The sequence below is a fragment of the Nocardioides xinjiangensis genome (genome assembly GCF_017916455.1).
Lineage (GTDB): Bacteria > Actinomycetota > Actinomycetes > Propionibacteriales > Nocardioidaceae > Nocardioides > Nocardioides xinjiangensis.
In genome coordinates, this window is the sequence record NZ_JAFMSY010000001.1 from 187868 (window position 1) to 209305 (window position 21438).

General features: G+C 71.1%; 19 protein-coding genes. 1 reads left to right on the top strand and 18 read right to left on the bottom strand.

Translation table 11 applies throughout. The features are described 5' to 3' along the window. Positions 1-26 precede the first annotated feature (26 nt). From J3P38_RS00925 to J3P38_RS00965, 9 genes are all read right to left on the bottom strand, one after another. Positions 27-1400: a replication-associated recombination protein A gene (locus J3P38_RS00925; RefSeq protein WP_374222607.1), complete on the bottom strand. Its 1374-nt coding sequence runs from the start codon at positions 1398-1400 to the stop codon at positions 27-29. Positions 1401-1436: 36 nt separating this feature from the next. Next, the gene (locus tag J3P38_RS00930) at positions 1437-2543 is read right to left on the bottom strand and encodes an ABC transporter ATP-binding protein (RefSeq protein WP_374222612.1); all 1107 of its coding nucleotides are present in this window, start codon (positions 2541-2543) and stop codon (positions 1437-1439) included. Positions 2544-2761: 218 nt separating this feature from the next. After that, positions 2762-3859, bottom strand: a complete 1098-nt coding sequence (locus J3P38_RS00935) for an ABC transporter ATP-binding protein (RefSeq protein WP_210437843.1) — start codon at positions 3857-3859, stop codon at positions 2762-2764. Beyond that, positions 3856-4866 (bottom strand): ABC transporter permease, encoded by a 1011-nt coding sequence (locus tag J3P38_RS00940; RefSeq protein ID WP_210437845.1) that lies wholly within the window; start codon positions 4864-4866, stop codon positions 3856-3858. Before J3P38_RS00940 ends, J3P38_RS00935 begins: the two co-directional genes overlap by 4 nt. Before the next feature lie 127 nt (positions 4867-4993). Then, positions 4994-6769 carry an ABC transporter substrate-binding protein gene (locus J3P38_RS00945; protein WP_210437847.1) on the bottom strand — a complete coding sequence of 592 codons (1776 nt, stop codon included), beginning with the start codon at positions 6767-6769 and terminating at the stop codon, positions 4994-4996. Positions 6770-6831: 62 nt separating this feature from the next. Next, on the bottom strand, positions 6832-7866 hold the full coding sequence (locus J3P38_RS00950; protein ID WP_210502404.1) for an ABC transporter permease: 1035 nt from the start codon (positions 7864-7866) through the stop codon (positions 6832-6834). Between the two features lie 297 nt (positions 7867-8163). Next, complete coding sequence (gene aspS / locus J3P38_RS00955) at positions 8164-9969, bottom strand: aspartate--tRNA ligase (RefSeq protein ID WP_210502405.1); 1806 nt, start codon at positions 9967-9969, stop codon at positions 8164-8166. Beyond that, positions 9966-11321 carry a histidine--tRNA ligase gene (gene hisS / locus J3P38_RS00960; protein ID WP_210502406.1) on the bottom strand — a complete coding sequence of 452 codons (1356 nt, stop codon included), beginning with the start codon at positions 11319-11321 and terminating at the stop codon, positions 9966-9968. Before hisS ends, aspS begins: the two co-directional genes overlap by 4 nt. Beyond that, a complete protein-coding gene (locus tag J3P38_RS00965) occupies positions 11321-12004 on the bottom strand; it encodes an MBL fold metallo-hydrolase (RefSeq protein ID WP_210502407.1) in 684 nt (227 codons plus the stop codon). Before J3P38_RS00965 ends, hisS begins: the two co-directional genes overlap by 1 nt. A 146-nt stretch (positions 12005-12150) precedes the next feature. Between J3P38_RS00965 and J3P38_RS00970 the strand changes: the two genes are divergently transcribed. Next, positions 12151-13428: a DUF349 domain-containing protein gene (locus tag J3P38_RS00970; RefSeq protein ID WP_210437863.1), complete on the top strand. Its 1278-nt coding sequence runs from the start codon at positions 12151-12153 to the stop codon at positions 13426-13428. 12 nt (positions 13429-13440) lie between these two features. On the opposite strand, the gene J3P38_RS00975 is transcribed toward J3P38_RS00970, so the two are convergent. The 9 genes from J3P38_RS00975 to pdxS form a co-directional block, all read right to left on the bottom strand. Continuing rightward, entirely contained in the window at positions 13441-15729 is a 2289-nt protein-coding gene (locus tag J3P38_RS00975) for a RelA/SpoT family protein (protein ID WP_246855603.1), read from the bottom strand. A gap of 66 nt (positions 15730-15795) precedes the next feature. Further along, positions 15796-16344 (bottom strand): adenine phosphoribosyltransferase, encoded by a 549-nt coding sequence (locus J3P38_RS00980; protein WP_210502408.1) that lies wholly within the window; start codon positions 16342-16344, stop codon positions 15796-15798. Beyond that, complete coding sequence (gene yajC, locus J3P38_RS00985) at positions 16337-16630, bottom strand: preprotein translocase subunit YajC (RefSeq protein ID WP_210437867.1); 294 nt, start codon at positions 16628-16630, stop codon at positions 16337-16339. The genes J3P38_RS00980 and yajC overlap by 8 nt, the downstream gene beginning before the upstream one ends. 65 nt (positions 16631-16695) lie before the next feature. Further along, positions 16696-17790 carry a Holliday junction branch migration DNA helicase RuvB gene (ruvB, locus tag J3P38_RS00990; RefSeq protein ID WP_210437882.1) on the bottom strand — a complete coding sequence of 365 codons (1095 nt, stop codon included), beginning with the start codon at positions 17788-17790 and terminating at the stop codon, positions 16696-16698. Between the two features lie 17 nt (positions 17791-17807). Continuing rightward, positions 17808-18407, bottom strand: coding sequence for a Holliday junction branch migration protein RuvA (gene ruvA / locus J3P38_RS00995; RefSeq protein WP_210502409.1), 600 nt, complete (start codon positions 18405-18407; stop codon positions 17808-17810). Continuing rightward, positions 18404-18946 (bottom strand): crossover junction endodeoxyribonuclease RuvC, encoded by a 543-nt coding sequence (ruvC, locus tag J3P38_RS01000; RefSeq protein WP_210437886.1) that lies wholly within the window; start codon positions 18944-18946, stop codon positions 18404-18406. Before ruvC ends, ruvA begins: the two co-directional genes overlap by 4 nt. Before the next feature lie 97 nt (positions 18947-19043). Beyond that, the gene (locus J3P38_RS01005) at positions 19044-19817 is read right to left on the bottom strand and encodes a YebC/PmpR family DNA-binding transcriptional regulator (RefSeq protein ID WP_210502410.1); all 774 of its coding nucleotides are present in this window, start codon (positions 19815-19817) and stop codon (positions 19044-19046) included. A 34-nt stretch (positions 19818-19851) separates the two neighbouring features. Beyond that, positions 19852-20451, bottom strand: a complete 600-nt coding sequence (gene pdxT / locus J3P38_RS01010) for a pyridoxal 5'-phosphate synthase glutaminase subunit PdxT (RefSeq protein ID WP_307807628.1) — start codon at positions 20449-20451, stop codon at positions 19852-19854. A gap of 16 nt (positions 20452-20467) precedes the next feature. Beyond that, positions 20468-21376, bottom strand: coding sequence for a pyridoxal 5'-phosphate synthase lyase subunit PdxS (pdxS, locus tag J3P38_RS01015; protein ID WP_210502411.1), 909 nt, complete (start codon positions 21374-21376; stop codon positions 20468-20470). Positions 21377-21438 lie beyond the last annotated feature (62 nt).

Genomic DNA, 21438 nt, shown 5'->3' on the forward strand with positions numbered 1-21438 from the left:
CTCGGCGGCATCCGGGGACGGCTGCCTCAGCGCCCGCGCAGGATCCGGCGGATGCGCTCCCAGCGCTCCTTGACGCCGCCCTCGGCGCCGAGGGTCGTCGGCTCGTAGTAGGTCGCGTCCTGCAGGACGTCGGGGAGGTACTGCTGCTCCACGACCCCGAAGGGATGGTCGTGGGGGTACCTGTAGCCCTTGCCGTGGCCGAGGCCCTCGGCCCCGCCGTAGTGGGCGTCGCGCAGGTGCGCGGGGACCTGACCGATCCTGCCCCGGCGGACGTCGGACAGCGCGGCGTCGATGGCCGTGATCACCGCGTTTGACTTGGGGGCGACCGCCAGGTGGATCGTCGCCTGCGCGAGGTTGATCCGCGCCTCCGGCATGCCGATCAGCTGCACGGCCTGAGCCGCGGCGACCGCGGCCTGCAGTGCGGTGGGATCGGCGAGACCGACGTCCTCGCTGGCGTGGACCACGAGCCGCCGGGCGATGAAGCGCGGGTCCTCGCCGGCCTCGATCATCCGCGCGAGGTAGTGCAGCGCGGCGTCGGGGTCGGACCCCCGTATCGACTTGATGAAGGCGGAGATGACGTCGTAGTGCTGGTCCCCCTGCCGGTCGTAGCGCACGGCCGCCTGGTCGACGGCGGTCTCCGCCGTGGCCAGGTCGATGGCGTCGAGACCGTTGCTGGCTGCGGCGCCGGCGGCCGCCTCGAGGTAGGTCAACGCCCGGCGCGCGTCCCCGCCGGCGAGGCGTACGAGGTGGGCGCGCGCGTCGTCGTCCAGCGCGGTCGTGCCGGCCAGGCCGCGCTCGTCCGCGAGCGCCTGGTCGATCACCTCGGCCACGTCGTCGTCGGTCAGCGACTGCAGCCGCAGCAGCAGGCTACGCGACAGCAGCGGGCTGATCACCGAGAAGAACGGGTTCTCCGTGGTGGCGGCGATCAGCGTCACCCAGCGGTTCTCCACGCCGGGCAGCAGCGCGTCCTGCTGCGCCTTGGTGAAGCGGTGCACCTCGTCGACGAAGAGCACCGTCTCCTGCCCGCCGCGGGCGAGCTCGGCGCGCGCGCCGTCGATCGCCGCGCGCACCTCCTTGACCCCCGCCGCCACCGCGGAGACCTCGACGAAGCGCCGCCGGGTCTGCTGGCTGACGATCGAGGCGATGGTGGTCTTGCCGGTGCCGGGCGGACCCCACAGCAGGAGCGACATCGACTGGTCACCCTCGACCAGCCGGCGCAGCGGCGAGCCGGCGGCGCGCAGCTGCTGCTGGCCGACGAGCTCGTCGATGGTGCGCGGTCGCATCCGCACCGCCAGCGGCGCCGACGCGTGCGTGTTGGCGCCCAGCGACCCGGCGCTGGGGACAGACGTGGCACCGGGCGCGGGTCGCCCCGCGCCCGGTATCTCGAACAGGCCGTCCACGTCGGTGAGTATCCCCCGCGGTGCGCGGGGACCCCCTCAGACCCCCGTCGTCTGCTTGCTGCGCAGGTCGTACCAGGTCTTCTCGTAGCCCGGACCCGTCAGCTGCGTGTTGCTCGGGGTCGCCCCCGGCACCGGGCTGCCCTGGTCGTCGACGCCGAGGAGGTCGGTCGTGACCGGCGTCGCGGGGTGGGCGCCGAGCTCGCCCGCGAAGTGGCACGCCACCTTGTGGCGCTTGCCGATCTGGAGCAGCGGCGGCTCGACCTTCGCGCAGATCTCCTGGGCGAACTGGCAGCGGGTGCGGAACCGGCACCCGGACGGCGGGTTGATCGGGCTCGGCACGTCGCCCTCGAGGCGGATGCGCTCGCGGCGCCCACCGATCGCGGCCTGCTTGACGTCGGGCACCGCGGACAGCAGCGCCTGCGTGTACGGGTGGTGCGCGTGGCCGTAGATCGTCTCCCGGTCACCGATCTCCACGATCTTGCCGAGGTACATCACCGCCACCTCGGGGCAGAAGTGGCGCACCACCGCGAGGTCGTGGGCGATGAACAGGAACGCGATGTCGAACTCGCGCTGCAGGTCCTGCAGGAGGTTGACCACCTGCGCCTGGATCGACACGTCGAGCGCGGACACCGGCTCGTCGGCCACGAGCAGCTTCGGGTTCAGCGTCAGCGCGCGGGCGATGCCGATGCGCTGGCGCTGGCCCCCGGAGAACTCGTTGGGGTAGCGGTTGTAGTGCTCGGGGTTCAGCCCCACGACCTCGAGCAGCTCCTGCACGCGCGGGAGGATCTTGTCCTTCGGCACGATGTTGTGCACCGCCAGGGGCGCGCCGACGATCGAGCCGACGGTGTGGCGGGGGTTCAGCGAGGTGTAGGGGTCCTGGAAGATCATCTGCACGTTGCGGCGCAGCGGCTTCATCTCCGAGGTCGACAGCTTGGCGAGGTCGTGGCCCTCGAACATCATCGACCCGCCGGTCGGCTTGTAGAGGCGGGTGATGAGCCGGCCGGTCGTGGACTTGCCGCACCCGGACTCGCCGACCAGGCCCAGCGAGCCGCCCCGCGGCACCTGGAACGACACCCCGTCGACGGCCTGCACGTGGCCGACGGTCCGCCGGACGAGGCCGGAGGACTTCACCGGGAAGTACATCTTCAGGTTGTCGACGGTGATGATCGGCTCGGCGTCCAGGTCGAGCTGGGTCGCGACGTGGCCGTGCTCGGCGAGGGCGTGGAAGTCCGGCGGCTCGTGGAACGCCTCGTGGTCGTCGACGACGTCGACGTGGTCGGAGAGGTCACGCTCCCCCGTCTCCGCCGCGTTGGCGCCGACCTCGCTGACGTCGATGCCGACCTTGGCGTTGGGGTCCTGGCTCATCGGATCTCCTCGGCGAGGTCGGGGGCGATCTCGGGCAGCACTTCGAGCTGGTAGATCTCCTGGGGGTTGGGCAGGTGGCACCGCTTGAGGTGGCCGGCTCGGTTGCTGGCCGGGGTGAGGGCGGGCAGCTCGGTGACGCACAGGTCGCCGGGCACCTTGTCGCGGTGGGCGCACCGCGGGTGGAACGGGCAGCCCGACGGCGGCTTCAGCAGGCTCGGCGGGTTGCCGGGGATGGGGATGAGCCGTGCGTCGGTGGACGCCGTCACGTCGGGGATGCTCGAGAGCAGGCCCCAGGAGTACGGCATCTCAGGACGCGTGAGGATCTCCTTGGTCGTCCCGTACTCCACGCAGCGGCCGGCGTACATCACGAGGACGTCGTCGGCCATCTCGGCGATCACGCCGAGGTCGTGGGTGATGATGATGACCGCGGAGTTGAACTCGCGCTGCAGGTCCTGCAGCAGGTCGAGGATCTGCGCCTGCACCGTCACGTCGAGCGCGGTGGTGGGCTCGTCGGCGATGAGCAGCGACGGGTCGTTGATCAGGCCCATCGCGATCATCGCGCGCTGCCGCATGCCGCCGGAGAACTGGTGGGGGAAGTCGTCCACGCGGCGGTCGGGCTGCGGGATGCCCACGCGGTCGAGCATCTCGATCGCCTTGCGGCGCGCGTCGCGCTTGGACGCCTTGGGGTGGTGCATCGCGTAGGCCTCGGCGAGCTGGTCGCCGACCCGGTAGAAGGGGTGCAGCGCGGCGAGGGCGTCCTGGAAGATCATCGCCATCGCGTTGCCGCGCAGCTTGCGCATGCGGCTCTCGCCCAGTCCGATGACCTCGGTGCCGCCGACGCGGATCGAGCCGGTGATCTCGCTCGACTTCGCGTCGTGCAGGCCCATCACCGCCATGCTGGAGACCGACTTGCCGGAGCCGGACTCGCCCACGATGCCGAGCGTCTTGCCGAGCTCGACCGAGTAGCTCAGCCCCTTCACGGCCTGGACGGGACCGTCCTGGGTGGGGAACGTCACCGTGAGGTCCTCCACCTGGAGGAACGGTCCGTCGACGTCGGCCTGCGACGCGGCGGAGGAGGGGGACGTGATGGTCAAGAGAGCCTCACTCGGGGATCGAGAATGCTGTAGATGACGTCGACGACGATGTTGGAGATGATCAGCACGGCCGCGCCGAACAGGGCCGTGGCCGAGACCACGGGCAGGTCACGCTGGGCGACCGCCTGGAGGCTCCACAACCCGATCCCGTCGATGTCGAAGATCGTCTCGGTGAAGATCGTACCTGCGAGCAGGGTGCCGAAGTCGATGCCGAAGATGGTGATCACGGGCACGAGGGCGGCACGCAGCCCGTGCTTGTAGACCACGGTGTTGGCGGCCAGGCCCTTGGCCTTCGCCGTGCGGATGTAGTCCTCGTTGAGCACCTCGACCATCGACCCGCGGGAGTAGCGGGTGTAGGAGGTGCAGCCGAAGGCACCGAGGGCCAGCCAGGCCAGCAGCATCCCGCTGAACCACTTGGCCGGGTTGTCGGTGATCGGGAAGTAGCCGGTGTCGGAGAACAGGGGTATCTCCCAGCTGATCGTGAGGAAGAGCCACGTCAGCAGGGCGAACAGGTAGTACGGGATGGACGAGATGACCAGGAAGCTCGACACGAGCGCCTTGTCGGCCACTGTCCCTCGTCTTCGGGCCGCGGCGACACCGATGGGGATGCCGAGGCTGAGGTAGAGGAACGCGCCGCCGAGCGCCACGGAGAACGTGGCGGGCATGCGGTCCTTCATCTCCTCGAACACCGGGGCCTTGGTCCGGTAGGAGTAGCCCAGGCACGGAGCCGGGCAGTCGAACTTGGTGGTGCTGCCGAACTGGATCTCGCGCCCGGCCACGACACCCTTCATGAACTTGCCGTACTCCTCGTACCACGCGTTGTTGAAGCCGAGGTTCTCGCGGAACACCTCGAGGCGCGCGGGGGTGCAGCGGTTGCTGGTGTCGTTGTCGCAGATCGTCTGGGCGGGCTCGGAGGGTCCGTACCAGAACAGCAGGAACACGCTCATCGAGATGAGGAACAGGACGACCACGCCCGAGAGCAGGCGCTTGACGACGTAGGCGAACACGAGGATTTCCCTCCGGGGTTGGAAGCAGCTGCCGGCGTTGCCGGCACACGGTGGTGTGGGGGCCCCGCGTGAACGGGGCCCCCACACCGAGGTGGAGCAGGGTCGACTGGGTCAGCCGACCTCAGGATCACTGAGCGACGTAGAGATCCTTGTAGTTCGGCGCACCGAGCGCACCGTCACCAGTCGGGTTCCCGATCTTCTCGCCGAAGGCGAAGAGGTCGTTGCGGAACGCGGTCGGGATGATCGGGTAGTACTCGGTCGCGATCTCCTCGTCGAGGGCACCCCAGGCGTCGGGCTGCTCCTCGAGCGGCAGGGTGCCGATCTCGTCCATCTTCTCGTCGATCTCCGGCTCGGAGAAGAACGCCGTGTTGTAGGTGGCGCCCGTACGGAGGAGGGCCGGGATCATCGTGGAGCCGGACGGCCAGTCCGAGCACCAGTTGACACCGCGGAGGTTGAGCTTCTTGTTGATCTTGTTGTCCGGGTCGGTCCAGATCGTGTACAGCGAGGTCTCGATCGGCACGGGGTAGGACTTGACCGTGAAGCCGGAGTCGGTGAGGCCCTTCTCGATCTGCTTCTGAGCAGCCTCGGTGGTCGGCGAGCCGGTGTTGTAGGCCATGTGGATCTCGAAGCCCTCCTCGCCGGCCTCGGCCAGGAGCTCCTTCGCCTTCTCGGGCTGGTAGGTGATCTGCTCGCCGTCGACCTGGTAGTCGGACTTGCCCGCCATGCCGGGAGGCATGATCGAGTTCGCCGGGACGCGGGTCACGCCGGGGACCTCACCGGAGGCCTGCCACACGCTCTCGTACGGGTAGGCGTACGCCAGGGCCTTGCGGATCTCCGGCGTCGTCTTCTCGTAGTCGGGCGCCCAGAAGCTGGTGCACTGCGCCGACTGCTGCACGAGGCGGTCGCCGAGCTCCTGGTTGAAGTTGGCGTAGTTCTCGGCGGTGATGCTGGCCGAGAGGGCCGTCTGCGACTCGGTGTTGCCGCTGAGCATCAGCTCGTCGGTCTGGGTCGGGTCGGCAGCGAACTTGAAGACCCACTTGTCGGCGTACTGGTGACGGGCCGGGTCGGACTCGGCAACCCAGGCGTCGTTCTTGACGAGCACGAGCTCCTCGCTCGGGCGGAACGACTCCACCTTGTAGGGGCCCGTCGAGAGCGGGCTGCGGCCGTACTCCGGCGGGTCGGAGACCTTGCCGAGCGGGGCCGGGCCCATCGCCATGAAGGCGCCCCAGTAGTCCATGTCGGGGAACGGCATGGACATCTTGATGGTCACCGTGCGGGCGGCCTCGTCGAAGGTGATGCCCTCGTAGTCCTTGCCCTTGTCGGTGTAGGGACCGTTGTACTTGTCGGCGTCGAGGAAGTAGTGCTTGGAGTACTCGGTGCCGGGACCGGACGGGAAGGCCTCGGAGTCGAGCGAGCGCTCGATGCCCCAGGCGACCTCCTCAGCGGTGATCGGCTTGCCGTCCTCCCACGTCGCGTCCTCACGGATGGTGAAGGTCCACTCCGTGAAGTCCTCGTTCGGGGAGCCGAGGTCGGTCGCGAGGTCCGGGACGAGCACCATCTCGCCGGTCTCGTTGTCACGGGCGTACTGGGTCAGCGACCGGTGCGTGAGCGCCTGCTGGATCGAGTTGCCCGTCACCGACCAGCCGTTGGTCGGGTCGAGGTCCTCGGGGCCCGGGTCGTCCGGCAGGTACACCGTGATGGTGCCGCCGGCGGATGCGCCCTCGACCTCGGGCGCGGGGCCCTGGCGCGATTCGTCCTTCGCGATGGTCTCCGCAGCGTTCTGGAAGCCGTCGTTGCCGTCGCTGCCGGTCTCGTCCTCGTTCCCGCCGCCGCCACCACAGGCAGCGAGGGTCACGAGCGCGGCACTGGTGGCGAGTGCTCCCGCCGCCTTGCTCCGTCTCATTGTCCAGCCTTTCGTTGTTGTTCGCACCACGGAAGCGCCCGGGTGACGTCTGGGTGACCCGCTCAGCGGCGGGTCTTGGGGTCGAACGCGTCGCGTACCGCGTCGCCGAGGAGGTTGAGCGCGAGGACGAGGGCCACCACGCCGATCAGCGGCTCCCACAGGTAGAGCGAGTAGTTGCTCCAGTAGGGCACCGCGTTGGCGATGGTCTGGCCCCACGACGCGCTGCCGGTGACGCCGATGCCGAGGAAGGCCAGGCCGGCCTCCGCCGCCACGAAGGCCGGCAGCATCAGCGAGATGCTGATGACGATCGGCGCGGTGAGGTTGGGCAGCAGCTCGCGGAAGAGGATGCGCTTGGTCGGCATGCCGAGCACCCGGGCCGCGTGGATGAACTCGCGCTCGCGCAGCGAGAGCACCTCACCGCGGATCAGGCGGGCCACCGTCATCCAGCCGAACAGCGACAGGATGCCGATCAGCGAGGCGATCTGCACCGTCTCGTAGCTGTCGCTGGTGCCGAAGCGGTCGATGATGATCGGGGCGATGGTCAGCGCCGCGAGCAGGAAGGGGATGGTGAGGAAGAAGTCGATGACGAAGGACAGCACCTTGTCGACGACGCCGCCGGCGAAGCCCGCCACCAGCCCGACGATGATGCCGAACACCGACGCGAACAGCGTCGCGGCACCCGCGATCAGCAGCGAGGTCCGGCAGCCGTAGATCCAGTGCGCGAGGTTGTCGGCACCGGTGCGGGGGGCGAGGCCGAAGGGGTGCGAGGGGTCGAAGTCGTTGAACGGCGGGCCCGTCTTGGGGTAGCCGACGCCCGGGTTGGCGAAGTTGCACTCGAGCACCTCGCACGCCGTGACCGTCTCCAGGTCGACACCGAAGGCCTTCGCGATGAGGTCGGCGAAGATCGCGACGAGCACGAAGAACAGGACGACGACGGCGCAGACGATCGCGATCTTGTCGCGCCGAAGGCGGGCGAACGCGATCTGCATCGGCGACTTGCCGGAGATCTCCTTGGCCTGCTTGCTGTTCGGGTCGGTGATCTGCGCTTCGTCGCTGAGCGAGCCCAGGGTCTCAGGCCCTGTCGCTTGTGCCGACATTCTCTCCCCATCGCGTCCGGGTTCAGTGGCGCCCTGCGGGTCCCTCCCGGGACCGCGCCGAACGGGACTCTATGTGACCCACGACGCGGGGACGATCACTGATGAGTAACGATCCCGTTACGACGCGTTCGGCGACCGGGTGCGCCGTTCGTCCGTCTGTTCGGTGACCGGACGTCGGTTCTTCCGCCGTCGGCGGCCCGCGCCGGGCGACCTTCCGGCGCGCGACAACCCCCTCGGCGCGCCGTCGTGCGGCTCGCCGAGGGGGCGGGGTCGTGAGGGTGCGGAATCGAGGGGCGGCTACTCCTCGTGGCTCCCCTGGCCGGAGGCGACGTCCGCCGGCACGGCGTCCACGCCGGCTTCCCTGCGCTGCTCCGGCGTGATGGGCGCAGGCGCCGCCGTGAGCGGGTCGTAGCCGCCCCCGGACTTCGGGAAGGCGATCACGTCGCGGATCGAGTCCGTGCCGGCGAGCAGCGCGACGATGCGGTCCATGCCGACGGCGATGCCGCCGTGCGGCGGTGCCCCGAACTTGAAGGCGTCGAGGAGGAAGCCGAACTTCTCCTGCGCCTCGTCCTCCGAGAGCCCCATCACCGCGAAGACGCGCTTCTGGATGTCGCTGCGGTGGATACGGATCGACCCACCGCCGAGCTCGTTGCCGTTGCAGACGATGTCGTAGGCGTAGGCCAGCGCGCTGCCCGGGTCGGTGTCGAAGGTGTCGAGGAACTCGGCCTTCGGGCTGGTGAAGGCGTGGTGCACGGCCGTCCAGGCGCCCGCGCCCACCGCGACGTCACCGCTCGCGACCGCCTCCGAGCTCGGCTCGAACAGCGGCGCGTCGACGACCCAGGTGAAGGCGAACCGCGAGTCGTCGAGCATGCCCCCGCGGCGGCCGATCTCCAGCCGGGCGGCGCCCAGCAGCGCGCGGCTGCTCTTGACCGGGCCGGCGGCGAAGAACACGCAGTCGCCGGGGCTCGCACCCACGTGGGCCGCGAGGCCCGCGCGCTCGGTGTCGCTGAGGTTCTTCGCGACCGGGCCGCCGAGCTCGCCGTCCTCGGCCACGGTGACGTACGCCAGGCCCTTCGCGCCACGCTGCTTGGCCCAGTCCTGCCACGCGTCGAACTGGCGACGCGGCTGGCTGCCGCCACCCGGCATGACCACCGCGCCGACGTAGTCGGCCTGGAAGACCCGGAAGGTGGTGTCCGCGAAGTACTCGGTGCAGTCGACGAGCTCGAGGCCCATCCGCAGGTCGGGCTTGTCCGAGCCGTACCTCGCCATCGCCTCGGCGTACGTCATCCGCGGCAGCGGCCGCTCGATCGTGTGGCCGGCCTGGGCCCACATCGCCTCGAGGACGTCCTCCATCAGCGTGATGACGTCCTCCTGGTCCACGAAGCTCATCTCGATGTCGAGCTGGGTGAACTCCGGCTGGCGGTCGGCGCGGAAGTCCTCGTCGCGGTAGCAGCGTGCGATCTGGTAGTAGCGCTCCATGCCGCCGACCATCAGCAGCTGCTTGAACAGCTGCGGGCTCTGCGGCAGGGCGTACCAGCTGCCCGGTGCCAGCCGGGCCGGCACCAGGAAGTCGCGTGCGCCCTCCGGCGTCGAGCGGGTCAGCGTCGGCGTCTCGACCTCGACGAAGCCGCGCGCGTCGAGGACGTCGCGGGCCGACTTGTTGATCCTGCTGCGCAGCCGCAGGGCGGCGTTGGGGCCCGCGCGGCGCAGGTCGAGGTAGCGGTGCTTGAGGCGGGCCTCCTCCCCGACCTCGCCGCCCTTGTGCCCGGACGCGTCGTCGATGGGGAACGGCAGCGGGTCGGAGGTCGAGAGCACCTCGAGGTCGGTGGCGACGACCTCGATCTCGCCGGTGGCGAGCTGGGAGTTCTCGTTGCCCTCCTTGCGCGCGACGACCTCGCCGGTCACCTTCAGGCAGTACTCGCTGCGCAGGCTGTGCGCGATCTCCTCGTCGCGGACGACGACCTGCACCACCCCGCTGGCCTCACGGAGGTCGAGGAACGCGACGCCGCCGTGGTCGCGACGGCGCGCCACCCACCCGGCGAGCGTGACGGTCTGGCCGACGTGCTCGGCACGCAGGGCGCCGGCGTCATGGGTGCGGATCACTGGATCTCCTCGGTCTCACTGATGGCTGTGCTGATGGTGGTGGGCCGGAGGTCGGCCTCGGGCGGGATCCAGGTCGACGGATCGGCCTCGACCTGGTCCCCCGTGCGGATGTCCTTCACCTGGCTGGTGCCGTCGGGCTGCACGAACCAGACGTAGGGGATGCCGCGACGCTCGGCGAAGCGGATCTGCTTGCCGAACCGCGCCGGCGACGGGGCGACCTCGCACGCGATGTCGCGGGCCCGCAGCGCAGCGGCGACCCGGGTGCTGGCCGCCCGCTCCTCCTCGGAGCTGACGGCCACGAGCACCGCGCTGGGCACCGGCCGGCTCCCGGAGAGGACGCCGTCGGTGATGAGCGGGACCAGGGTGCGGGAGACGCCGAAGGAGACGCCCACGCCCGGGTACGTCGTGCGGCCGTCGCTGGCGAGCGCGTCGTAGCGCCCTCCCCCGCCGACGGACTTCAGCCGCTCGTAGCCGGCCATGAAGATCTCCACGACCGTGCCCGTGTAGTAGTCGAGCCCACGAGCGATGCGCAGGTTGGCCTCCACGTCGACGCGGTCGCCGGCCACGGCCCGGCAGCCGTCGACGACCGCCGCGAGCTCCTCGAGGCCCTCGTCGAGCAGCGCGTCGGTGACGCCGAGCGCGCGCACCCGCTCGACGAGGGAGCCGTCCGCGACGCGGATGGTCGCCAGCTCCAGGCAGCGCTGCGCCTGCTCCGCCGTGGTGCCGACCCGCTCGACCAGCAGGGCGGCCACCTCCTCGGCGGGCAGCTTGTCGAGCTTGTCGATCACCCGGATCGCGTCGGTGACGTCGTCGATGCCGAGACCGCGGTAGAAGCCCTGGATCAGCTTGCGGTTGTTGAACTGGAAGGACAGGCGGGGCAGCGGCAGGCGGCCGAGCGCGTCCACCATCACCGACATGACCTCGACGTCGTGGTGGAACGGCAGCTCGTCGCGACCCACGATGTCGACGTCGGCCTGCGTGAACTGGCGGTAGCGGCCCTCCTGCGGCCGCTCCCCCCGCCAGACGGGCTGCACCTGGTAGCGGCGGAACGGGAACTCGAGGTGACCTGCGTGCTCGAGGACGTAGCGGGCGAACGGCACGGTGAGGTCGAAGTGCAGGCCGAGCTCGGCCTTCGCGTCCGGCTCGGCGGCGATGCGCTGCAGGACGTAGATCTCCTTGTCGATCTCGCCGCCCTTCGCGAGCCGGTCGATCGGCTCGACGACACGCGTCTCGATGTTGGCGAAGCCGTGCAGCTCGAAGGTGCGCGACAGCGACGCGACGACCTCGCGCTCGACGGTGCGCTGCGCGGGCAGCAGCTCGGGGAACCCGCTCAGCGGGCTGATCTTGCTCATCACACGTCCTGGACCAGGTCTCGGAGGAAGGGATTGGTGGCGCGCTCGCGCCCGATCGAGGTCTGCTCGCCGTGCCCGGGCAGCACCACGACGTCGTCGGCGAGGGGCAGCACCTTGGCGGCGAGGCTGCGCAGCATCGTCGCGTGGTCGCCGCCGGGCAGGTCCGTGCGGCCGATGGAGCCGGCGAAGAGCAGGTCGCCGGAGAACATCACCTCGGAGACGTCCTGCTGCGCGTACGGCGTGCGGAAGGTCACCGACCCCTCGGTGTGCCCGGGCGTGTGGTCGACGACGAACCGCAGGCCCGCCAGCTCGAGCTCGGTGAGGTCCGACAGCTCACGTACGTCGTCGGGCTCCGCCCAGGTGTGGTCACCCCCGAGGAGCATCCGCGTGGTCTCCGGGCTCATCCCGGCCATCGGGTCGGTCAGCAGGTGGCGGTCGTCGGGGTGGATCCAGGCCGTGGCGTCGTAGGTGCCGGCGACCGGGGCCACGCACCACATGTGGTCGACGTGTCCGTGGGTGACGAGCACGCTGACCGGCTTCAGCCGGTGCTCGCCCACCACCTCGGCCACCCCCGCGGCCGCGTCCTTGCCCGGGTCGACGACCACGCACTCGGTCCCCGGACCCGTCGCCACGACGTAGCAGTTGGTCCCCCAGGGTCCGGCGGGGAAGCCAGCGATGAACACAGGCGTCAGTCCTTGCAGTCGGGGGCTGTCGAGCGGGTGGCGAGCAGGTCGCACGCCGGTGGCGGGCCGGGGCGGCCGCGTGGCGGCCCGTTCGTCGGTGGGAAGCCTACCGAGGGCACTCCGGGCCATGACTACGATGGGCGACCATGAGCGCCGACAAGCAGTCACGGGACGACTCGACCCCCGGCGAGGTGGCCTGGGGTCGGGTGGCCGAGGACGGCACCGTCTATGTCCGCACCGCCGACGGGGAGCGTTCCGTCGGGTCCTACGAGGCCGGCACACCGGCCGAGGCACTGGAGTTCTTCACCAAGCGCTTCGACGAGCTGGAGGGCAAGGTCCGCCTGCTCGAGCAGCGTGTCGCCTCGGGTCGCCTGGCCCCCGAGGAGGCGGCCTCGGCGGCCAAGGCGCTGCGGGAGCAGGTGGTCGACGCCCACGCGGTCGGTGACCTGGTCTCGCTCGCGGCACGTCTCGACGCGCTCGCGCCGCTGATCGCGGCGCAGCGCTCGGCGCGCAAGGAGGAGCGCGCGCAGCGCAGCGCGGAGTCCAAGGCGGCGAAGGAGAAGCTCGTCGCCGAGGCCGAGCGCCTCGCGGAGGGCACCGACTGGCGCAACGGCGCCAACCGCCTGCGCGAGCTGCTGGCCACGTGGAAGGAGCTGCCGCGGCTCGACCGCGCGACCGACGACGCCCTGTGGCGACGCTTCTCGACCGCCCGCACGACGTACACGCGCCACCGCAAGGCGCACTTCGCCGAGGAGCACGAGCGCCGCGACGCCGCCCGCGTGGTGAAGGAGCGCCTGGTCAAGGAGGCCGAGGCGCTGTCCACCTCGACCGAGTGGGGACCGACGGCGGGCAGGTACCGCGACCTGATGCGCGAGTGGAAGGCCGCCGGGCCGGCGCCGCGCGACGTCGACGACCGGCTCTGGCAGCGGTTCCGCAGCGCGCAGGACACGTTCTTCGGCGCCCGCGACGCCGCCAACGCCGCGCTCGACCAGGAGTTCGCCGCCAACGCCGAGGTCAAGGAGGCGATCCTGGTCGAGGCCGAGGCGCTGGTGCCGTCCCTGCAGTCCGGCTCGGGCGACCTCGAGGCGACCAAGAAGGCCTTCCGCGACCTGGCCGACCGCTGGGACGCCGCCGGCAAGGTGCCGCGCGAGCGGATGAAGGAGCTCGAGGGCCGCATGCGCAAGGTGGAGCAGGCCATCCGCGCGGTCGAGGACGAGCAGTGGAGCCGCAGCGACCCGGAGAAGTCGGCGCGTGCCGACGACATGATCAGCAAGCTCGAGGCCGGCATCGCCGAGACGCAGGCGCGGCTCGACAAGGCCACCGCCGCGGGCGACGAGCGCAAGGTGAAGGACCTCGAGTCCGAGCTCGCCAACAAGCAGGCCTTCCTCGACATGGCCCGCAGGGCCGCCGCCGACTTCGGCTGAGGGGCGCGCGGGTCACGCGGTGACGCGGTAGGCGTCGAACACCCCGGGGACCGCGCGCACGGCGCGCAGCACGCCGTCGAGGTGGGCGGCGTCGGCCATCTCGAAGGAGAATCGGCTCTTCGCCACGCGGTCGCGCGTGGTGGAGAGGGTGGCGCTGAGGATGTTCACGTGGGCGTCGGAGAGCGCCATCGTGATGTCGGAGAGCAGGCGGGCCCGGTCGAGCGCCTCGACCTGGATGTTGACCAGGAAGGTGGACTGCGACGTCGGGGCCCACTCGACCTCGAGGACGCGCTCGGGCTGGCCGAGCAGGCTGCTGGCGTTCGTGCAGTCCTTGCGGTGGACCGACACTCCCCCGCCCTTGGTCACGAAGCCGAGGATCGGGTCGGGTGGCACCGGCGTGCAGCACTTGGCGAGCTTGACCCACAGGTCGTCGACGCCCTTGACGATGACGCCGGAGTCGGTGGGGCCGCGCTTCGCGCTGGTGCGGGAGCGACCCGTGATGGTGACGCCCTCGGCGAGGTCCTCCTGCGCCCCCTCGTCGCCGCCGTGGAGGTCGATGACCCGCCGCACCACCGCCTGGGCGCTGAGGTTGCCCTCCCCCACCGCGGCGTACAGCGCGGACACGTCGGCGTGGTGGAAGTGCTCGGCGACCAGGGCGAGGATGTCGTGCGTCATCAGGCGGGTGAGGGGCAGGCCCTCCTTGCGCATGAGCTTGGCGATCTGGTCCTTGCCGCGCTCGATCGCCTCCTCGCGGCGCTCCTTGGTGAACCACTGCCGGATCTTGGAGCGCGCGCGCGGCGACTGCACGAAGTTGAGCCAGTCGCGCGAGGGGCCCGACGTCGGCGACTTCGACGTGAACACCTCCACGACGTCGCCGTTGTCGAGCGTCGACTCCAGCGGCACCAGCCGCCCGTTGACCCGCGAGCCGATGGTGTGGTGGCCGACCTCGGTGTGCACGGCGTACGCGAAGTCGACCGGCGTGGACCCCATCGGAAGCGGGATGACGTCGCCGCGCGGGGTGAAGACGTAGACCTGCTGCTGGTTCATCTCGAACCGCAGCGACTCCAGGAACTCCCCCGGGTCCTCGACCTCGCTCTGCCAGTCGAGCAGCTGGCGCAACCAGGTGAGGTCGTCCTTGTCGCCGAGCCGGTCGGTGTCGACGCCGGCCTTGGAGTTCTCCTTGTACTTCCAGTGCGCCGCCACGCCGTACTCGGCCCGGCGGTGCTGGGCGAAGGTGCGGATCTGCACCTCGACCGGCTTGCCCTGTGGGCCGATGACCGTGGTGTGCAGCGACTGGTACATGTTGAACTTCGGCATCGCGACGTAGTCCTTGAACCGCCCGAGCACCGGGTTCCAGCGGGAGTGGATCACGCCGAGCGCGCTGTAGCAGTCGCGGTCCTCGTCGACGAGGATGCGGATGCCGACGAGGTCGTAGATGTCGGAGAAGTCGCGGCCGCCGACGATCATCTTCTGGTAGATCGAGTAGTAGTGCTTCGGTCGACCGGTCACCTTGGCGTTGATGCGGGCGGACTTGAGGTCCTGCTCGACCTCGGCGACGACCTCGGCGAGGAACTGGTCGCGCGAGGGGGCGCGCTCGGCGACCATCCGGACGATCTCGTCGTAGATCTTGGGGTGGAGCGTGGCGAAGGCGAGGTCCTCCAGCTCCCACTTGAGCGTGTTCATGCCGAGCCGGTGGGCCAGGGGGGCGTAGATGTCGAGCGTCTCGCGCGAGGACCGCTCCTGCGAGGCGGCCGGGACGTAGCGCAGGGTGCGCATGTTGTGGAGCCGGTCGGCGAGCTTGATCACCAGGACGCGGATGTCGCGCGACATCGCCACGATCATCTTGCGGATCGTCTCGGCCTGCGCCGAGTCGCCGTACTGCACCTTGTCGAGCTTGGTGACGCCGTCGACCAGCAGCGCCACCTCGTCACCGAAGTCGGCGCGCAGCTCGTCGAGGGTGTACGGCGTGTCCTCGACGGTGTCGTGCAGGAGAGCGGCGACGAGCGTCGGCTCGGTCATGCCGATGTCGGCGAGGATCGTGGTGACCGCGAGGGGGTGGGTGATGTAGGGGTCGCCGCTCTTGCGCATCTGGCCGGTGTGCCACTTGTCCGCGACGGCGTAGGCCCGCTCGAGCAGGGCGAGGTCGGCCTTCGGGTGGTTGGCGCGGACGGCCCGGAAGAGCGGCTCCAGGACCGGGTTCGACGAGGGCGGGCGGGTGCCCACGCGGGCCAGTCGTGCCCGCATGCCGCGCGCGGTCAGGGGAGCCTTCCCCTCCTGCGCGGGTGCCTGCTCCTCTGCCATTGCCCCAGTCTAGTGAGGGTGCGGGCAGGCTGGTGCGCCGACCGGGGGCGATCGCGGCGAGGCGGCTCAGATGGTGAGCAGCGTGGAGACGGGCAGGTCGCCGGTCACCGACCGCGGCTGGAGGAACGACAGCTCCAGCAGGACCGACGCGCCGGTGGCCACACCGCCGCAGGCCTCGATGAGCTGTCGCGTCGCCACGACGGTGCCGCCGGTCGCGAGCACGTCGTCGACCATCAGCACCCGCTCCCCGGGCGCGATGCCGTCGCGGTGCACCTCCAGCGTCGCCTCGCCGTACTCCAAGGCGTACGACACCGCGTGCGCCTCCCGCGGGAGCTTGCCGGCCTTGCGCACGGGGACGAACCCGACGCCCAGCGCCAGCGCCACCGGCGCGGCGAGGATGAAGCCGCGGGCCTCCATGCCGACGACCTTGTCGACGACGACGTCGCCGCGCTCGTCGCGGCCGGCGGCCGCCAGAGCGGTGATGACCGCCGAGAAGGCGTGGTGGTCGGCCAGGACGGGCGTGATGTCCTTGAACGTCACGCCCGGCTCGGGCCAGTCGGGGACGTCGACGGTGAGTCGGGCGAGCGCCTCCTGGGCCGTACGCCGGTCAGGCATCGCCGGGCTCGCCCGGCTGCTGCGAGACCGGCTCGTCGACCTTGGCGATGGCCGCACGGGCGATCTCGATCTGGGTCCCCGGCGCCACCTCGAGGCGGGCGCGCTCGTCGGTGAGGGAGACGACGGTGCCGAAGACGCCCGACGACATCATCACGCGCTGACCCACCTGGATGCTCTCCTGCAGGGCCACGACCTGCCGCTGCCGGCGCTGCTGCGGGCGGACCACCATGAACCAGAAGAGGGCCAGGATGGCGACCAGGGGAAGGAGGGCGGCGAGGTCGTTCACGGTGGGGGTCTCCTCGGGAGATCGTGGGTGATCGGTGGGTGTCGGCCCGAGGAGTCTACGGGTGCTCAGACGTCGTCGAAGAGCGTGGAGTCCACGCTCGGGACCGGCGGCGGGGTGAGCCCCAGGTGGTGCCAGGCGGCCGGGGTCGCGACGCGGCCGCGGGGCGTGCGGGCCAGCAGGCCGGTGCGGACCAGGAACGGCTCCGCGACCTCCTCGACGGTCTCCCGCTCCTCGCCGACCGCGACGGCGAGGGTCGAGACGCCGACCGGTCCACCGCCGAAGCGGCGGCAGAGCACGTCGAGCACCGCCCGGTCGAGGCGGTCGAGGCCGGACTCGTCGACCTCGAACAGCTCGAGCGCGGCCTGGGCGACAGCGAGGGTGAGCACGCCGTCGGCACGCACCTGGGCGTAGTCGCGGACCCGGCGCAGCAGCCGGTTGGCGATGCGCGGCGTGCCGCGCGAGCGCGAGGCGATCTCGCTCGAGCCCTCGGCCGTGAGGTGCACGCCGAGCAGCCCGGCGGAGCGGTGCACGATCCGGTCGAGCTCGTCGGGCTCGTAGAACTCCAGGTGGGCGGTGAAGCCGAACCGGTCGCGCAGCGGACCCGGCAGGAGCCCGGCCCGGGTGGTCGCGCCGACGAGGGTGAAGGGCGGGATGTCGAGCGGGATCGCGGTTGCGCCGGGGCCCTTGCCGATCACCACGTCGACGCGGAAGTCCTCCATCGCCATGTAGAGCATCTCCTCCGCCGGCCGTGACATCCGGTGGATCTCGTCGACGAAGAGGACGTCGCCCTCGTTGAGCCCCGACAGGATCGCGGCCAGGTCGCCGGCGTGGGTGATGGCCGGTCCGCTGGTGAGCCGCAGCGGCGTGCCCATCTCGGCGGCGATGATCATCGCGAGCGTGGTCTTGCCGAGCCCGGGCGGCCCGGACAGCAGGACGTGGTCGGGGGCGCGGCCGCGGCGGCGCGCCGCCTCGAGGACCAGGCCGAGCTGGTCGCGCACCCGCGCCTGCCCGACCACCTCGTCGAGCGTCTTCGGTCGCAGCGCGGCCTCGACGGCGCGCTCGTCGCCGTCGGCGTCGGCGTCGGTGAGCCGCTGGAGGTGGCTGAGCTCCGCGGCCGTGAGCTCGACCTCGTCCACGTCGGCGTCGTCGTCCCAGTTCATCGGTGTCCCGCCCCGGCTCAGGCCTTGCTCAGCGTCCGCAGCGCGGCGCGCAGCAGCGCGCCGACGTCGGGCGAGTCGCCCGCACCGGGTGCGACGGCCTCGACCGCCCTGTCGGCCTCCTTGGCCGACCAGCCGAGCCCGATGAGGCCCTGCTGCACCTGGTCGCGCCACGGTGCGGCCGCGGGCGCCGCGGCGGCGGGGTGGTGGACGCCGACCGGCGGGCCGATGCGGTCCTTGAGCTCCAGGATGATCCGCTGGGCGCCCTTCTGGCCGATCCCCGGCACCCGCGTGAGCGCCTTGACGTCCTCGGTGGTGATCGCGCGGCGGACCTCGTCGGGGCTCATCACCGCGACGATGGCCTGGGCCACCTTGGGACCCACGCCCGAGGCGGTCTGGACGATCTCGAACACCTGCTTCTCGTCCTCGTCGCGGAAGCCGAAGATCGTCAGGCTGTCCTCGCGCACGACCATGCTCGTCGGCAGCGTGGCGGCCGCGCCCACCCGGAGGGTCGCGAGCGTGCCGGGCGTGCACATGAGCTCCAGCCCGACGCCGCCGACCTCCAGCACGGCGCTCGACAGGGTCACGGCGGCGACCTCGCCGCGCACGAAGGCGATCATCGGGTCCTCACAGGGTTCGGGTGCTGGGCGCGGGCCCGGGCGACCGCGGCGTCGATGCGCGACGTCGCGGAGCCGCGCCACACGTGGGTGATGGCGAGCGCCAGCGCGTCGGCGGCGTCGGCGGGGCGGGGCGGCTCGGCGAGGCGCAGGATGCGCACGACCATCGCGCCCACCTGCGCCTTGTCGGCGCGGCCGTTGCCGGACACGGCGGCCTTGACCTCGCTCGGGGTGTGCATGGCGATGGGCAGGCCGCGGCGGGCGGCGACCACCAGGGCGATGCCGCTGGCCTGCGCGGTGCCCATGATCGTGCTGGAGTCGGAGCGGGCGAACACGCGCTCGACCGCGACGGCGTCGGGGCGGTGCTCCTCGATCCAGGCGTCGAGCCCGCGCTCGATGCTGACCAGCCGCTCGGCGATCGGCAGGGTGGAGCTGGTGCGGACCACGCCGACGTCCACCATGGACAACGGGCGGCCGACGCTGCCGTCGACGACGCCGACACCGCAGCGGGTCAGGCCGGGGTCGATGCCGAGCACCCGCATGCCGCCACCCCTTCCGCCGCCCGGCCCGTCCGAACACATGTTCGCCCGCCCACGCTAACCCGGGGGGCGCGCGGGACGGCGTACGACACGCGGCGGGTCAGGCGTCGGCGCCCTCGAGCTCGGCCATCACGTCGGCGGGGATGTCGACGTTGGTGAAGACGTCCTGCACGTCGTCGAGGTCCTCGAGGGCGTCGACGAGGCGCATCACCTTGCCGGCGGCCTCGGCGTCGACGGCGATCTCCAGGCTCGCCACGAACTCCACGTCGGCGGAGTCGTAGTCGATGCCGGCCTCCTGCAGGGCGGTGCGGACGGCCACGACGTCGGTGGCATCGCTCTGCACCTGGAACGCGTCGTCGAGGTCGTTGACCTCCTCGGCGCCCGCGTCGAGCGTCGCCTCCAGGACGTCGTCCTCGGTGACCTCGCGGCCCTCCTGGGACTTGGGCACGACCACGACGCCCTTGCGGTTGAACAGCCGCGAGACCGAGCCGGGGTCGGCCATCGTGCCGCCGTTGCGGGTCACGGCGGTGCGGACCTCCATGGCGGCACGGTTCTTGTTGTCGGTGAGGCACTCGACGAGGAAGGCGACGCCCTGCGGGCCGTAGACCTCGTAGGAGATGCCCTGGTAGTCGACGCCGCCGGACTCGGCGCCGGAGCCGCGCTTGACGGCCGAGTCGATGTTCTTGTTGGGGACCGAGCTCTTCTTGGCCTTCTGGATGGCGTCGTAGAGGGTCGGGTTGCCGGCGGGGTCGCCGCCGCCCTGCTTCGCCGCGACCTCGATGTTCTTGATCAGCTTGGCGAAGAGCTTGCCGCGCTTGGCGTCGATCGCGGCCTTCTTGTGCTTGGTCGTTGCCCACTTGGAGTGGCCTGACATGGATCCCTCTATCTGTCGCGGTTCGTGTGGTGCGTCACCGGGCCGAGCGCACCAGGTCCACGAACATGCCGTGGACCCGGTCGTCGCTGCCGACCTCGGGATGGAACGAGGTCGCCATCAGGGGGCCTTGACGGACCGCGACGATCCTACCCGCGGCGGGTCCGTCCTCCACCCGGGCCAGCACCTCGACGTCGTCCTCGACCGCCTCGACCCAGGGGGCGCGGATGAACACCGCGCGGACCGGCTCCGCGAGCCCGGCGACGTGCAGGTCCTCCTCGAAGGAGTCCACCTGGCGCCCGAAGGCGTTGCGGCGCACGGTGACGTGCAGGCCGCCGATCGTCTCCTGCCCCGCCGCGCCGTCCTCGATCCGGTCGGCGAGCATGATCATCCCGGCGCACGTGCCGAACGCGGGCAGCCCGCCACGCACGGCCTCGCGCAGCGGCCCGAGCAGACCGAAGATCGTGGCGAGCCTGCCCATCGTGGTGGACTCCCCGCCCGGGACGACGAGCCCGTCGCAGGCGGCGAGCTCGGCGGGACGGCGTACGGTGATCGCGTCGGCGCCCAGCGAGCGCAGCGCGACGAGGTGCTCGCGCACGTCGCCCTGCAGCGCCAGCACGCCGATGGTGGGGGTCACGGACGCGCGGGGTGCGTCACCAGCCGCGCTCGGCGAGGCGGTGCGGCTGGGGGATGTCGTCGACGTTGATGCCGACCATCGCCTCGCCGAGGCCGCGGGAGACCTTGGCGACCACGTCGGGGTCGTCGAAGAACGTCGTCGCCTTGACGATGGCCTCGGCGCGCTGGGCGGGGTTGCCGGACTTGAAGATGCCCGAGCCGACGAACACGCCCTCGGCGCCGAGCTGCATCATCATCGCGGCGTCGGCCGGGGTGGCGATGCCGCCGGCGGTGAAGAGCACGACCGGCAGCTTGCCGGCCGCGGCGACCTCCTTGACCAGCTCGTAGGGCGCCTGGAGCTCCTTGGCCGCGACGTAGAGCTCGTCGTCGGCCATGCCGTGCAGCCGGTTGAGCTCGGCGCGGATGGTGCGCATGTGGGTGACCGCGTTCGACACGTCCCCGGTGCCCGCCTCGCCCTTGGAGCGGATCATCGCCGCGCCCTCGGTGATCCGGCGCAGCGCCTCGCCGAGGTTGGTGGCGCCGCACACGAACGGCACGGTGAAGGCCCACTTGTCGATGTGGTGCGCGTAGTCCGCCGGGGTCAGCACCTCCGACTCGTCGATGTAGTCGACGCCGAGCGACTGCAGCACCTGGGCCTCGGCGAAGTGGCCGATGCGCGCCTTGGCCATCACCGGGATCGAGACGGCCTCGATGATGCCGTCGACCATGTCGGGGTCGCTCATGCGGGAGACGCCGCCCTGGGCACGGATGTCGGCCGGGACGCGCTCGAGCGCCATCACCGCCACCGCACCCGCGTCCTCGGCGATCCTCGCCTGCTCGGGGGTGACGACGTCCATGATGACGCCGCCCTTCAGCATCTCGGCCATGCCGCGCTTGACGCGGCTGGTGCCGCGCTCGATGGGGGTCTCGGGGGTGTGCTCAGCCATGCCTGGATCGTAGTGCGGACTCATCCCAAAGGATGCATCCGGGCGGCGACCGGAGGAGGACC

What these genes read in the sequence shown, in the direction of transcription:
- J3P38_RS00930 (WP_374222612.1), bottom strand. Translation starts at nt 2,543, where the DNA reads ATGTACTTCCCGGTGAAGTCCTCCGGCCTCGTCCGGCGGACCGTCGGC.
- J3P38_RS00945 (WP_210437847.1), bottom strand. Translation starts at nt 6,769, where the DNA reads ATGAGACGGAGCAAGGCGGCGGGAGCACTCGCCACCAGTGCCGCGCTC.
- J3P38_RS00950 (WP_210502404.1), bottom strand. Translation starts at nt 7,866, where the DNA reads ATGTCGGCACAAGCGACAGGGCCTGAGACCCTGGGCTCGCTCAGCGAC.
- hisS (WP_210502406.1), bottom strand. Translation starts at nt 11,321, where the DNA reads ATGAGCAAGATCAGCCCGCTGAGCGGGTTCCCCGAGCTGCTGCCCGCG.
- J3P38_RS00970 (WP_210437863.1), top strand. Translation starts at nt 12,151, where the DNA reads ATGAGCGCCGACAAGCAGTCACGGGACGACTCGACCCCCGGCGAGGTG.
- J3P38_RS00975 (WP_246855603.1), bottom strand. Translation starts at nt 15,729, where the DNA reads ATGGCAGAGGAGCAGGCACCCGCGCAGGAGGGGAAGGCTCCCCTGACC.
- J3P38_RS00980 (WP_210502408.1), bottom strand. Translation starts at nt 16,344, where the DNA reads ATGCCTGACCGGCGTACGGCCCAGGAGGCGCTCGCCCGACTCACCGTC.
- ruvB (WP_210437882.1), bottom strand. Translation starts at nt 17,790, where the DNA reads ATGAACTGGGACGACGACGCCGACGTGGACGAGGTCGAGCTCACGGCC.
- ruvA (WP_210502409.1), bottom strand. Translation starts at nt 18,407, where the DNA reads ATGATCGCCTTCGTGCGCGGCGAGGTCGCCGCCGTGACCCTGTCGAGC.
- ruvC (WP_210437886.1), bottom strand. Translation starts at nt 18,946, where the DNA reads ATGCGGGTGCTCGGCATCGACCCCGGCCTGACCCGCTGCGGTGTCGGC.
- J3P38_RS01005 (WP_210502410.1), bottom strand. Translation starts at nt 19,817, where the DNA reads ATGTCAGGCCACTCCAAGTGGGCAACGACCAAGCACAAGAAGGCCGCG.
- pdxS (WP_210502411.1), bottom strand. Translation starts at nt 21,376, where the DNA reads ATGGCTGAGCACACCCCCGAGACCCCCATCGAGCGCGGCACCAGCCGC.